The 14,045-nt window shown below is 70.9% G+C and carries 11 protein-coding genes; 9 read left to right on the top strand and 2 right to left on the bottom strand.

The window, feature by feature from the left end; genetic code table 11:
* Positions 1-230 precede the first annotated feature (230 nt).
* The 9 genes from AC07BS_RS10630 to AC07BS_RS10590 all read left to right on the top strand — a co-directional run bounded on the left by AC07BS_RS10630 (position 231) and on the right by AC07BS_RS10590 (position 12,317).
* Complete coding sequence (locus tag AC07BS_RS10630; protein ID WP_478644825.1) at positions 231-995, top strand: IclR family transcriptional regulator; 765 nt, start codon at positions 231-233, stop codon at positions 993-995.
* 370 nt (positions 996-1,365) lie between these two features.
* A complete protein-coding gene (locus tag AC07BS_RS10625) occupies positions 1,366-2,148 on the top strand; it encodes an MIP/aquaporin family protein (protein WP_478644822.1) in 783 nt (260 codons plus the stop codon).
* Positions 2,149-2,181: 33 nt separating this feature from the next.
* Positions 2,182-3,717, top strand: a complete 1,536-nt coding sequence (gene glpK, locus AC07BS_RS10620; protein ID WP_478644820.1) for a glycerol kinase GlpK — start codon at positions 2,182-2,184, stop codon at positions 3,715-3,717.
* Positions 3,718-3,719: 2 nt separating this feature from the next.
* Positions 3,720-5,327 (top strand): glycerol-3-phosphate dehydrogenase/oxidase, encoded by a 1,608-nt coding sequence (locus tag AC07BS_RS10615; protein ID WP_478644817.1) that lies wholly within the window; start codon positions 3,720-3,722, stop codon positions 5,325-5,327.
* 125 nt (positions 5,328-5,452) lie between these two features.
* The gene (locus AC07BS_RS10610; protein ID WP_478931406.1) at positions 5,453-6,523 is read left to right on the top strand and encodes a glycoside hydrolase family 18 protein; all 1,071 of its coding nucleotides are present in this window, start codon (positions 5,453-5,455) and stop codon (positions 6,521-6,523) included.
* Positions 6,524-6,668: 145 nt separating this feature from the next.
* Complete coding sequence (locus AC07BS_RS10605; RefSeq protein WP_478644812.1) at positions 6,669-7,724, top strand: PAC2 family protein; 1,056 nt, start codon at positions 6,669-6,671, stop codon at positions 7,722-7,724.
* Between the two features lie 149 nt (positions 7,725-7,873).
* Entirely contained in the window at positions 7,874-8,566 is a 693-nt protein-coding gene (locus AC07BS_RS10600) for an HAD family hydrolase (protein WP_478931403.1), read from the top strand.
* Between the two features lie 459 nt (positions 8,567-9,025).
* Positions 9,026-10,618 (top strand): ABC transporter substrate-binding protein, encoded by a 1,593-nt coding sequence (locus AC07BS_RS10595; RefSeq protein WP_478644807.1) that lies wholly within the window; start codon positions 9,026-9,028, stop codon positions 10,616-10,618.
* Between the two features lie 106 nt (positions 10,619-10,724).
* A complete protein-coding gene (locus AC07BS_RS10590) occupies positions 10,725-12,317 on the top strand; it encodes an ABC transporter substrate-binding protein (protein ID WP_478644804.1) in 1,593 nt (530 codons plus the stop codon).
* 87 nt (positions 12,318-12,404) lie between these two features.
* On the opposite strand, the gene AC07BS_RS10585 is transcribed toward AC07BS_RS10590, so the two are convergent.
* Positions 12,405-13,076 carry a response regulator gene (locus tag AC07BS_RS10585; RefSeq protein WP_087928839.1) on the bottom strand — a complete coding sequence of 224 codons (672 nt, stop codon included), beginning with the start codon at positions 13,074-13,076 and terminating at the stop codon, positions 12,405-12,407.
* A gap of 15 nt (positions 13,077-13,091) precedes the next feature.
* A complete protein-coding gene (locus AC07BS_RS10580) occupies positions 13,092-14,021 on the bottom strand; it encodes a RecB family exonuclease (protein WP_478931401.1) in 930 nt (309 codons plus the stop codon).
* Between the last annotated feature and the right edge of the window lie 24 nt (positions 14,022-14,045).

The raw sequence follows: 14,045 nt of genomic DNA, 5'->3' as shown, positions 1-14,045 counted from the left end.
GTAGCCGCCGAGTCCCGCGGTGGCAGGGGGTGTCCCAGGGGATGGACCGGCACCGGCCGCGCGGGGGTCCGGGGGAGGGGTGGCCGGATTCGGCCATGCGCCGTTTCTCGGTGATCATGGACTGGCCTGCTGTCGGGTATCCCCTGGTCGGCATCGGCCGATAGTGTTCAGCATTGCCGAACGGATACAAACGGATACAGCCGGTCGGCGACGCGCAAGGAGGTTGCTCGATGGCACGAACCATCCAGTCGCTCGAACGGGCGGCGGCCATGCTGCGGCTGCTCGCGGGTGGCGAGCGGCGGCTCGGCCTGTCCGACGTGGCCTCCGCGCTGGGGCTGGCCAAGGGCACCGCGCACGGCATCCTGCGCACCCTCCAGCAGGAGGGCTTCGTCGAACAGGACCCCGCCTCCGGGCGTTACCAGCTGGGCGCCGAGCTGCTGCGCCTGGGCAACAGCTACCTGGACGTCCACGAGCTGCGCGCCCGGGCCCTGGTCTGGGCGGACGACCTGGCCCGTTCCAGCGGCGAGAGCGTCTACCTGGGCGTGCTCCACCAGCAGGGCGTGCTGATCATCCACCATGTCTTCCGCCCCGACGACAGCCGCCAGGTGCTGGAGGTCGGCGCGATGCAGCCGCTGCACTCCACCGCCCTGGGCAAGGTGCTGTGCGCCTACGACCCGGTGGCCCACGCCGAGGTGGCCGACACCGCGCGCGAGGCGTTCACCCCGAGCACCGTCACCGCCATGCCGGACCTGGAGGGCCTCCTCGACCTCACCCGGGCCCGCGGCTGGGCCGCGGACGTGGAGGAGACCTGGGCCGGCGTGGCCTCCGTGGCGGCGCCCATCCACGACCGGCGCCGGATGCCGGTGGGCGCGGTGGGGATCACTGGCGCCGTGGAGCGCGTCTGCGAGGACGGCGAGCTGCGGGCACGACTGGTCGCGGCCGTCCGCGACTGCGCCCGGGCCGTCTCCCGGGACCTGGGCGCCGGACGCTTCTGAGCCGGGCCGCCCGGACGCTTCCGGGCGGGACGGGCCGAAGGCCCTCCGAGCAGGTCGGAAACCGCCGTCGCGGTTCGGAAACAGGGCCTCCCGGGGGCTCCCGAGACCCCCTCGTTACCCACCGGTATCCAAACGTAAATTTCCGGCCAGTTGGCCGAGAGTTTCCGGTCACACAGCCCTTGACGGGCCCTTAACCGTGCAGAAAACTGCCGTGCATCGGTCGGCATTGTCGAACACCTAACGACAATATTCGCTATGGTGTGCAGTGCGTGCAGTGCCATGGGGCCGATCACCGCCCTCACGGAGGGCGCGGACCGCCGGAGTGAGCCGGGGTTCGCCTTCCCCTGGACGAAGGACAAAGGAGTCGCGGGTGTCCAGCTCCGACATCTTCACCGGTGAGACCATCGGTACCGCAGTATTGATCCTGCTCGGCGGCGGCGTGTGTGCCGCCGTCACCCTCAAGCGCTCGAAGGCGCTGAACGCGGGCTGGCTCGCCATCACGTTCGGCTGGGGCTTCGCGGTGCTGACGGCCGCGTACATCGCCAAGCCGTCCGGCGCCCACCTCAACCCGGCCGTGACCCTCGGCCTCGCCCTCGACGGCAAGGTCGAGTGGAGCGACGTACCGCTCTACGTCGGCTCCCAGATGCTGGGCGCGATCATCGGCGCCTGCCTCGTATGGGTGACGTACTACGGGCAGTTCCAGGCGCACCTCACCGATCCGGAGATCGTCGCCTCGCTCAACCCGCAGGAGGGCATGGTCGACCAGACCGCCACCCCGCAGGCCGGCCCGGTCCTGGGCATCTTCTCGACGGGCCCCGAGATCCGCAACGTCGTGCAGAACCTCGCCACCGAGATCATCGGCACCGCCGTGCTCGTGCTCGCCATCCTCACCCAGGGCCTGACCGAGGGCCTGGCCGTCAGCGGCACCGGCGTCCTCATGACCGCCTTCGTCGTCGTCGGTATCGGCCTCTCGCTCGGCGGCCCCACCGGCTACGCCATCAACCCGGCCCGTGACCTCGGCCCCCGCATCGCCCACGCGCTGCTCCCGCTGCCGAACAAGGGCGGCTCCGACTGGAGCTACGCCTGGATCCCGGTGGTCGGCCCCCTCGTCGGTGCCGCCCTCGCCGCAGGCATCCACAAGCTCGCGTTCTAAGCCCGCACCTTCACCCCCAGGAGCACACAGACCATGACCGAGACCACCGGCACCCACGGCCAGGGCCCGTTCATCGCGGCGATCGACCAGGGCACCACCTCCTCCCGCTGCATCGTCTTCGACCGCGACGGACGCATCGTCTCCGTCGACCAGAAGGAGCACGAGCAGATCTTCCCCAAGCCGGGCTGGGTCGAGCACGACGCCATGGAGATCTGGGCGAACGTCCAGGAGGTCGTCGCGGGCGCCGTCGAGAAGGCGGGCATCACCGCCGCCGACGTCAAGGCCATCGGCATCACCAACCAGCGTGAGACCACGCTGCTGTGGGACAAGAACACCGGCCAGCCGGTCTACAACGCCATCGTCTGGCAGGACACCCGCACCGACGCCCTCTGCAAGGAGCTCGGCCGCAACGTCGGCCAGGACCGCTTCCGCCGCGAGACCGGCCTCCCGCTGGCCTCCTACTTCTCCGGCCCCAAGGTCCGCTGGCTGCTGGACAACGTCGAGGGCCTGCGCGAGCGCGCCGAGGCCGGCGACATCCTCTTCGGCACCATGGACTCCTGGGTCATCTGGAACCTCACCGGTGGTGTCGAGGGCGGTGTCCACGTCACGGACGTCACCAACGCCTCCCGCACCATGCTGATGAACCTCCGCAGCCTCGACTGGGACGAGCGCATCCTGGAGTCGATGGAGGTCCCGGCCGCCGTGCTGCCGGAGATCCGCTCCTCCGCCGAGGTCTACGGCACCGCCAAGGACGGCGCCCTCGCCGGCGTCCCCGTCGCCTCCGCGCTCGGCGACCAGCAGGCGGCCCTCTTCGGCCAGACCTGCTTCTCCGAGGGCGAGGCCAAGTCGACCTACGGCACCGGCACGTTCATGCTGATGAACACCGGCGACGAGCCCGTCAACTCCTACAACGGCCTGCTGACCACCGTCGGCTACCGCATCGGCGACCAGAAGCCGGTCTACGCCCTCGAGGGCTCCATCGCCGTCACCGGCTCCCTCGTGCAGTGGATGCGCGACCAGATGGGCCTCATCAAGAGCGCGGCCGAGATCGAGACGCTCGCCAGCTCCGTCGAGGACAACGGCGGCGCCTACTTCGTGCCCGCCTTCTCCGGCCTGTTCGCCCCCTACTGGCGCTCCGACGCGCGCGGTGTCATCGCGGGCCTGACCCGCTACGTCACCAAGGCGCACATCGCCCGCGCCGTGCTCGAGGCCACCGCCTGGCAGACCCGCGAGATCACCGACGCCATGACCAAGGACTCCGGCGTCGAGCTGACCGCGCTCAAGGTCGACGGCGGCATGACCTCCAACAACTTGCTGATGCAGACCCTCTCGGACTTCCTGGACGCGCCGGTGGTGCGCCCGATGGTCGCCGAGACGACCTGCCTCGGCGCCGCCTACGCCGCCGGCCTCGCCGTCGGCTTCTGGCCGGACACCGACGCGCTGCGCGCCAACTGGCGCCGGGCCGCCGAGTGGACCCCCCGCATGGACGCGGACACGCGTGACCGCGAGTACAAGAACTGGCTCAAGGCCGTCGAGCGGACCATGGGCTGGATCGAGGACGAGGAGTAATCATGACAACCCCGCAGAGCGTTCCGACCCTGGGAACGCACCCGGCTGCCGGCGCCAACCCGGGCCGCGCCGAGACCCGGGACCGGCTGTCCAACGCGACGTACGACCTCCTGGTGATCGGTGGCGGCATCCTGGGCACCTCGGTGGCCTGGCACGCCGCGCAGTCCGGTCTGCGGGTCGCCATGGTGGACGCCGGCGACTTCGCCGGCGCCACCTCCTCCGCCTCCTCCAAGCTCGTCCACGGCGGTCTGCGCTACCTGCAGACCGGCGCGGTCAAGCTGGTGGCGGAGAACCACCACGAGCGCCGGGTGCTGGCCAAGGATGTGGCCCCGCACCTGGTCAACCCGCTCACCTTCTACCTGCCCGTCTACAAGGGCGGCCCGGTGGGCGCGGCCAAGCTCGGCGCCGGCGTGTTCGCCTACTCCGCGCTGTCCGCCTTCGGCGACGGCGTCGGCAAGGTCATCACCCCGGCCAAGGCCAAGGCCGACAACCCCGGTCTGCGCACCGACAACCTCAAGGCCGTGGCGGTCTACTACGACCACCAGATGAACGACTCCCGCGTGGCCGTCATGACGGTCCGCGCGGCGGTCGAGTCCGGCGCCGTGGTCCTCAACCACGCCGAGGTCACCGGTCTGCGCTTCACGCACGGCAAGGTGACCGGCGCGGAGCTCAAGGACCGCGTCGACGGCACCGAGTTCGGCATCGACGCGCGCGTCGTCCTCAACGCCACCGGCCCGTGGGTGGACCACCTGCGGAAGCTGGAAGACAAGGGCGCCGCGCCGTCGATCCGGCTCTCCAAGGGCGCGCACATCGTGATGAAGCGCAAGTCGCCGTGGAAGGCCGCCATGGCCACCCCGATCGACAAGTACCGCATCACCTTCGCCCTGCCGTGGGAGGACCAGCTGCTGCTGGGCACCACCGACACCCAGTACGAGGGCGACCCGGCGGACGTGCGCGCCACCGAGGAGGACATCCAGCAGATCCTCGACGAGGCCGCGTTCTCCATCCAGGACGCCGACCTCGACCGCTCCCTGATGACGTACGCCTTCGCCGGCCTGCGGGTGCTGCCCGGCGGCCCCGGCGACGTGGCCCAGGCCAAGCGCGAGACGGTCGTCTCCGAGGGCAAGGGCGGCATGCTGTCCGTCGCCGGCGGCAAGTGGACCACCTACCGCCACATCGGCCGCACGGTCATGAAGAAGCTGGCCCAGGTGCCCGGCAGCCCGCTGACCGAGGACATGGAGCCCATCTCCAGCCTGGTCCGCCGCACCCCGCTGCCCGGTGTCGCCAACCCCAACGCGGTCGCCCACCGCCTGCTCGTGGACCGCGAGCCCGGCAGCCGCATGGACCCGCTGACCGCCCGTCACCTCGCCACCCACTACGGCTCGCTGTCCTTCGACATCGCCCGCATGGTCAACGAGAACCCCGAGCTCGGCGAGCGGATCCACCCCGACGGTCCGGAGATCTGGGCCCAGGTCGCCTACGCCCGCGACCACGAGTGGGCCGAGACGGTCGACGACGTGCTGCGCCGCCGCACCACCCTGACGATCCGCGGCCTGGACACCGAGGACGTCCGGACCCGCGTCAAGGACATGCTCGGCGACCAGCGCTGACGCATCGGCACATGACGTGACGAGGGGAGGGACGCCCGGGGCGTCCCTCCCCTCCGCGTGCCCGGGGAACCGAACGCAACCGCCGCGCGCTCGAACACGTCCCTCGAAGGGAAGAGGGGGACGACATGAACCGGCCAACGACCCGGCGGCCAACGGCCCGGCGGAGGACGACCCGGCGCGGGACGCCGCTGCGGCGCGTCGCGCTCCGCGTCGCGCTCGGCCTCGCCCTGCTGGTGCTGCTCCCCGTGGTGACGGCGGGCAGCGCGCTGCGGGCCTCGTACGCCGGGACACCCGCCCCCGACGCGGTCACCCGCGGCAGGGACGCGCTCTGGCTGGGCCACGCCTGGATCGACGGCCGCCGCGGCGACGCCGACCTGGCGCGGCTCAAGCGACGGGTGGGAGACACCGGCATCCACGACCTGTACGTCCACGCGGGCCCGCTGGAGCACGACGGCACGCTGCCCGCCTCCGCGTACCGCAACGCCGCCTGGCTCGTCGCGGCGGTCCACCGCGAACTGCCGGGCGTCCGGGTACAGGCCTGGCTGGGCAACCGGCTGGTCGACCGGCCGGACGGCGCGGGGCTGCCGCTGGCCTCGCCCGCCGCCCGGGACGCGGTGGTGGCCAGCGCCCGCCAGGTGATGCGGGCGGGCTTCGAGGGCGTGCACGTCGACGTCGAGCCGGTGCCCACCGGCGACGCCGCCTTCCTCACGCTGCTGGACGCGCTGCGCCCGGCCGTGCGGTCCGCCGGCGGGGTGCTGTCGGTCGCCGCCCAGCAGATCGACCCGCTGCCCTCGATGCACAGCGCGGCCCGGATGATGGGCAGCAAGAAGTGGTGGACGCAGAGCTATTTCGGCGCGGTGGCCCGCCGGGTCGACCAGATCGCCGTCATGTCCTACGACACGGCCCTGCCCTGGGAGAACCTCTACGGGGGCTACGTGGCCCGGCAGACGGCGCTCGCGCTGCGGGCGACCCCGGCGGGCACGGACCTCCTGATGGGCCTGCCCTTCTACCACACCGACGACTGGGGCCATCAGAGCCGGGCCGAGACCGCCGCGGCCGCCGTGCGCGGCGCCCGGCTGGGCCTCAGCCGCGAGGACCGCGGCCGACGGCACTTCGGGCTGGCCCTCTACGTGGACTTCGCCGCGACGGAGGCCGACTGGCGTGCCTACCGCGGTGAATGGGGTGCGCGTGGCTGAAAGTCCCTCCCCCTCAGGGGCTGCGAAGGGGGGTCGCCGAAGTCGTAGGCTTGGGGGCACACGCAAGACATGACGCAACTGCACGGAACGGCAACCGGCGACACCCCGCGACCCGCGGGAGGGGCCGGTCGGAAGGAGGCGCTGGGTGATCGAGCTTGAGGGGGTTCCCGAGCTGATCGACCCGGTCATGATCTGTGCCTTCGAGGGCTGGAACGACGCCGGTGACGCCGCCTCCAGCGCGGTCGCGCACCTGGACCGGGAATGGAAGGGCGAGGTCTTCGCCGCGCTGGACGCGGAGGACTACTACGACTTCCAGGTCAACCGGCCCACCGTCTGGCTGGACGGCGGGGTCCGCAAGATCACCTGGCCGACCACCCGGCTCTCCGTGGTGCGCACCGGCGCCGACAAGGGCGCGCCGCGCGATCTCGTCCTGGTGCGCGGCATCGAGCCGAGCATGCGCTGGCGCTCGTTCTGCAACGAGATCCTGGGGTTCGCCCATGAGCTGGGCGTGGAGATGGTGGTGATCCTGGGCTCGCTGCTCGGCGACACCCCGCACACCCGGCCCGTCCCGGTGAGCGGGGTGACCTCCGACCCGGACCTGGCCCGCACCCTGGACCTGGAGGAGTCCCGCTACGAGGGGCCGACCGGCATCGTCGGCGTCCTCCAGGAGGCGTGCACCCACGCCGGGGTGCCGGCGGTGAGCCTGTGGGCGGCCGTTCCGCACTACGTCTCGCAGCCGCCCAACCCGAAGGCCACCCTGGCCCTGCTCAACCGCCTGGAGGACCTGATCGACCTCCGGGTCCCGCAGGGCGAGCTGCCCGAGGACGCGCGCGCCTGGCAGCTGGGCGTCGACCAGCTGGCGGCCGAGGACAGCGAGGTCGCCGAGTACGTCCAGTCGCTGGAGGAGGCGCGGGACACCGCCGATCTGCCGGAGGCATCCGGCGAGGCGATCGCCCGCGAGTTCGAGCGCTATCTGCGGCGCCGCGACGGCCAGCCCGGGCAGCCGGGCCAGGCCGGACCGCTGGCCGCGGAGCCGGGGCTGACCGAGGGCGGGCCCGGCGGCTCGTATCTGCGCGACACCACCAGCGGGCGCACCCGGCCTCCCAGGCCTCCGGCCGGCTCCGACGAGGAGGCCGGCGGCGAGGGCCCGGAGCCGCGGCGGGGCCAGGACGGCCCCGGGGACGAGGACCGGCCCCGGTGACGGGGAACGGGCGTCCTCCCGGGACTTTCGCGGAGTATTGACGCGACGCACCGTAACGGTTCGCCGTACACTTGTCTGCCCGGTGAAGGCCGGTTCACTACCCGTCGAGGGTGGGGGACCGGCCTTCTCGTCCCTCAGGAGGTGTGCGGATGACCAGCAGCATTCCCGCGGTCGACACCCGTTCGGCGGCATCGGCCCTGCAAGCGGTCCTGCTCGACATGGACGGCACGTTGGTCGACACCGAGGGTTTCTGGTGGGAGGTCGAAGTCGCGGTCTTCGCCGAGCTGGGGCACCAGCTGCTGGAGGATTGGCGCGAGGTCGTCGTCGGCGGCCCGATGACGCGCAGCGCCTCCTTCCTGATCCAGGCCACCGGGGCGCGGATCGCCCTGGCCGAGCTGACCGCCCTCCTGAACAGCCGGTTCTCGGAGATGATCGGCCGCGGGGTCCCGCTGATGCCGGGCGCCCGGCGGCTGCTGGGCGAGCTGGCCGCGCACGGGGTACCGACGGCGCTGGTCTCGGCCTCGCACCGGGAGATCATCGACCGGGTGCTCCACACCCTGGGCCCCGAGCACTTCACGCTGACCGTGGCGGGCGACGAGATCGCCCGCACCAAGCCGCACCCGGACCCCTATCTGCTGGCCGCCGCCCGGCTGGGCGCGGACCCGGCCCGCTGCGCGGTGGTGGAGGACACCCTGACGGGTGTGACGGCCGCCGAGGCGGCCGGCTGCCGGGTGGTGGCGGTGCCCTCGGTGGCGCCCATCCCGCCGGCCCTCGGCCGTACGGTCGTGGGTTCGCTGGAGGAAGTCGACTTGTCTTTTCTGCGGGGCCTGATCAAGGTCTGACCCCGTTCGGCGGCCGATCACGGGAATGCGACAGAGTGTGCACCGAGCGTGCGGTGCGGGAATGACCATGAACTCTGAGCACGTGATCGATTGTTTTCCGTGACGAATGCGGCGGCTGAATTCGCGCGGTCGGCCGGGGCGTGACGGAAGTGACCTTCGTCACCGGTCCCGGCGCCCGCGCGTCGCCTTGCGCGCCGGCCGGTGGGCGTTTTCCGGGGCTGAAGCGCACCCTTGTGTCCCGTTTGATCATCTCCTGCCGGAAACGTTCCGGCGTCCGAATAACGGATATCTCTCCGTCGTTATCACGGCGTGATATCACGTCAAGTTCTTCCGGTTCCGGGCCCGGCGGCGGTGCGCACTAATCTTTTCGCGAGAACTTCACGGCTGCCCGTATGACCAGCGCATCAGGTATCGGTAGGGTCCGGGCAGTCGAACGCACCACAGGGAGAACACCGGACAATGAACCGCAAGACGTTGGTCCTGCCCCTCGCGGCAGCCCTGCTGGCGCCCGCGCTCGTCGCCTGTGGCGGGGGCGAGGGGTCCGGCGGGAACAAGGCCATCGTCATCGGCACGACCGACCGGTTCGAGGAGACCACCGACGCGCCGGCGCCGTTCGACCCCGCCGCCGCGTACGACATCGGCGCCTGGAACGTCCTCCACAGCACCTTCCAGACACTCCTGCGGCTGCCGCGCTCCGGCACCGAGCCGGTCGGCGACGCCGCCGAGCGCTGCCAGTTCGGCGACCGCAAGAACGAGCAGTTCCGGTGCACCCTGCGCGGCGGCCTGAAGTTCTCCAACGGGCACGACCTCACCTCGGAGGACGTCAAGTTCTCCATCGACCGTGCCCGGGCCATCAACTTCGAGAACGGCCCGGTCTCCCTGCTGAGCAACATCGACAAGGTGGAGACCCCGAACGAGCGCGAGGTGGTCTTCCACCTCAAGTCGCCCGACGCCACCTTCCCGCAGAAGATCGCCACCCCGGCCGCCGCCATCGTCGACAGCGAGTCCTACGCCAAGGACAAGCTGGACAACGGTTTCAGGACGGTCGGCTCCGGTCCGTACACGCTGAAGGCCGACACCAAGGACGGTCGCGTCGTCAAGGCCACGTTCAGCAGGAACGGGGACTACAAGGGCTCCGTCAAGGTGCTCAACGACAAGGTCGAGATGCGCTTCTTCGACGACGCCGCGTCGATGGAGAAGGCCCTCAAGGGCGGCGACATCGACATCATGAACCGCGCCCTGCTGCCCGAGCAGATCGGCCGCCTGCGCAACTCCGCGGACCAGGGGGTCCGGCTGCTGGAGTCGCCCGGCCAGGAGATCAGCTACCTCGCCTTCAACACCGAGGACCCCTCGGTGAAGTCCAAGGCGGTGCGCCAGGCCGTGGCGCAGGTGGTCGACCGGCAGGCGCTGACCCGCGACGACGCCGACCGCACGAGCGAGCCGCTGTACTCCCTGGTGCCCAGCGGTATCGCCGGCCACCAGAACGCCTTCTCCAACAAGTACGGCGAGCCCAGCGCCGACAAGGCCCGCGCCCTGCTGAAGGCCGCGAACATCACCACCCCGGTGCCGCTGACCCTCACCTACACCACGGACCACTACGGTGAGACCACCGCGAAGGTCTTCAAGTCGCTGCAGAAGCAGCTGAACGGCACCGGGCTCTTCGAGGCCAAGGTGCAGGGCGTGAAGTGGGCGGACTTCCGCCCCGAGGCCGCCAAGGGCAAGTACGCCGTCTACGGCATGGGCTGGTTCCCCGACTTCCCGGACCCGGACAACTTCATCGCCCCGTTCGTCGGCAAGGACAACTTCCTCTCCTCGCCGTACCGCAACCCGAAGATCTCCAACGAGCTCATCCCGCAGTCCCGCGAGACCGCGCAGCGCGAGGCCGCCGCGAAGTACTTCCAGCAGGCCGCGGACCTCCTCGCCGAGGACGTGCCGCTGCTGCCGCTGTGGCAGGGCAAGCAGTACGTCGCGGCGCGGAACAAGATCAACGGCGCGGAGTGGGCCCTCAACTCCGCGTCCGAGCTCCAGCCCTGGGAGCTCACCCGCGGCTGACGGCGGCACCCCGCCCCGGCCCCCGACGCAGGTCCAGTTCCACCAGCTTCACCGGATACACCCGACGGTCTCTCTTCTGCGATCAAGAACTGTGAGGAAAGTGCACGTGAGGAAACGTGACCAGTGGCTCGCCGCCCCGCTCGGCGCGGGGCTCGCCGCCGCCCTGCTGAGCGGGTGCGGATCGGACGACGGCTCGGCGGCCGGCACCGGGCAGTCGGTGGTCATGGGGATGTCGGAAGAGGTCCTCTCCACCGACCCGGCGTCCGGTTACGACCCCGGTTCCTGGCTGCTCTTCAACAACGTCTTCCAGTCGCTGATGAGCTTCCCCAAGGGCAGCACCACCCCGGTCCCGGACGCCGCCAAGAGCTGCAAGTTCCAGGACGACACCAGCACCGTCTACGAGTGCACCCTGGTGGACGGGCTGAAGTTCAGCAACGGCAACGACCTCACCTCCGAGGACGTCGCCTACTCGTTCAACCGCACGCTGCGGATCAACGACAAGAGCGGTCCCGCCGCGGCCATGCTGTCGACGATCAAGCACATCAAGACGCCGGACAAGTCGACCGTCGTCTTCCAGCTCAAGCGCCCGGACGCCACCTTCCCCCAGAAGATCGCCTCCGGTGCCGGCTCGATCGTGGACCACACGGAGTACCCGAAGGACAAGCTCCGCACCGACGGCAAGGCCGTCGGCTCGGGTGTCTACAAGCTGGACTCCTTCGACCGCAAGGGCAAGGCCGTCTTCAAGCCCAACGGCTCCTACAAGGGCCCGGCCACGCTGCAGAACAGCGGCATGACCCTGAAGTTCTTCGACGGCCACCAGGACGAGCTCAAGACCGCGCTCCAGAAGGGCGAGATCGACCTCGCCTACCGTGGTCTGGGCATGAAGGACATCGCGGACATCGAGAACGTCGGCGACAAGGGCAGCCTGAAGGTCGTCGAGGGCACCAGCGCCGAGGTCCAGCACCTGGTGTTCAACACCAAGGACCCGGTGGTCGGCAAGGTCGGCGTCCGCAAGGCCATCGCCTTCACCATCGACCGCTCCGCGCTCGTCCGCGACGTCTACAAGCGCACCGCCGAGCCGCTGTACTCCGTGGTCCCCAGCGGCATCACCGGCCACCGGACGCCGTTCTTCGACCTCTACGGCGACCACCCGCAGATCGACAAGGCCTCGGCGGCCCTGAAGTCGGCCGGCATCACCGGCAAGGCGAAGGTCACCCTCTACGCCACCCCGGTCCGATACGGCCCGGCCACCGTCGCCGAGTTCAAGGAGATCGCCCGGCAGCTCAACGCCAGCGGCCTCTTCGAGGCCGACGTGCAGAGCGTGCCCTTCGAGCAGTACGAGAAGGACATCGCCGCCGGCAAGTACGGCATCTACGTGAAGGGCTGGGTCCCCGACTACCCGGACCCGGACAACTTCACGGCGCCGTTCTTCGGCGAGGACAGCGTCCTCGCGAACAACTACACGTCCAAGGACATAGCGAGCATCCTGCCGACCACGGCCGCCCAGGGCAGCCGCCCGTCGACCGTCGCCGACTTCGCCAAGGTGCAGAACACCGTGGCCCAGGACGTGCCGGTGCTGCCGCTGTGGCAGGGCAAGCAGTACGCGGTCGCCAACGACCGGATCGACGGTCTCCAGTGGACCCTCGACGCCTCGACCGTCTTCCGATTCTGGGAGATCAGCAAGGGCGCCAAGGACTGACCCGGGCGCGGCCCCGCCGCGCACACGACGACGCCCCGGCACGCGGACCGCGTGCCGGGGCGTCGTCGTGTTCCGTTCCGAGGGAGCTCACTGGGCCCCGGGGCGCACCAGACCGCTCTCGTAGGCGTAGACCGCCGCCTGCACCCGGTCCCGCAGCCCCAGCTTCGTCAGCACATGCCCCACATGGGTCTTCACCGTGGTCTCGCTGACGAACAGATCCGCCGCGATCTCCGCGTTCGACAGACCGCGCGCCACCAGCTTCAGCACCTCGACCTCACGGTCCGTGAGCGTGTGGAGGGTGTCCGGCAGCGGCTCCTCGCCCGACGGCAGATGCCCGGCGTACTTGTCCAGCAGCCGCCGCGTGATGCTCGGCGCCAGCATCGCCTCGCCACCCGCCACCACCCGGATCGCCTGCACCAGCTCATGGGCGGGCGCGTCCTTGAGCAGGAACCCGCTGGCCCCCGCCCGCAGCGCCTCGACCACGTACTCGTCGAGATCGAACGTGGTCAGCACCAGCACCTTGGCCGGGCCGTTCCGCTCCGGACCGGTGATCTGCCGGGTGGCCTCGACGCCGTCCATCCGGGGCATCCGGATGTCCATCAGCACCACATCGGGCTGCAGCGCCCGGACCTGGTCGAGGGCCTGCAGACCGTCCCCGGCCTCCCCGACGACCGCCAGGTCCTGCTCGGCCTCCAGGATCATGCGGAAGCCGGTGCGCAGCAGCGGCTGGTCGTCGACCAACAGGACACGGATCGCCACAGGAGAACTCCTTCGCTAGACCGCGTCCATTCTGCCCTGCGGGCCGCCGGCGGAGGCAGCCGGACCGTCGTCCGCCGCCGCACGGGGCGCCGGCAGGGGCAGCGGATACGGCGGGGGAGTGCCACCGAATTCCGGGCAGCGGGACCGGTGGTCGCACCAGCCGCACAGCTTCGTCGGCCGGGGCCGCCAGTCACCGGTGTCCGTGGCCAGGGTGATCGCCTCCCACAGCGCCCGCAGCCGGCGCTCCACCGCCAGCAGCTCCGCCTCCACCGGGTCGTACGTGAGCACGTCGCCGCTGCCCAGGTAGACCAGCTGCAGCCGGCGCGGGATCCGGCCCCGCAGCCGCCACATCACCAGGGCGTAGAACATCATCTGGAACAGCGGGGTGTCCCGGTACCGCGGGGCCGGGGCCTTGCCGGTCTTGTAGTCGACGATCCGCACATCGCCCGCGGGGGTCACGTCCACCCGGTCGACGATGCCGCGCAGCCGCAGCCCCGAGTCCAGCACCGTCTCCACCGACAGCTCGCGCTCGGCGGGCTCCAGACGCGTCGGGTCCTCCAGCGTGAACCACCGCTCGACCAGCCGCTCCGCGTCCGCCAGCCAGCCGGCCAGCAGGTCGGGGTCATGGCTGCCGTCCTCCCGCAGGAACAGCTCCGCCAGCTCCGGACGGGCCTCCAGCAGCCGCTCCCACTCGCCCGGCACCAGCCCCCTGGCCCGCGGCGCCGTCCGCTCGCCCGCCGGGGCGTCGAAGAGCCGCTCCAGCACCGCGTGCACCACCGTGCCCCGGGTCGCCGCGGCACTCGGCTTCTCCGGCAGCCTGTCGATCACCCGGAAGCGGTACAGCAGCGGACACTGCATGAAATCGGCCGCACGCGACGGCGACAACGAGGCCGGACGCGCGGCGGCCCGGGCCGGGGCGGCGGGAAGCTCGGGGGCGGTATCCATGACACAAACCCTACGGCCCGTCAC

The organism is Streptomyces sp. NPDC044063 (genome assembly GCF_056434285.1).
The sequence above is the reverse complement of the archived record's forward strand: the minus strand, read 5'-3'. Positions and strand labels throughout refer to the sequence as shown.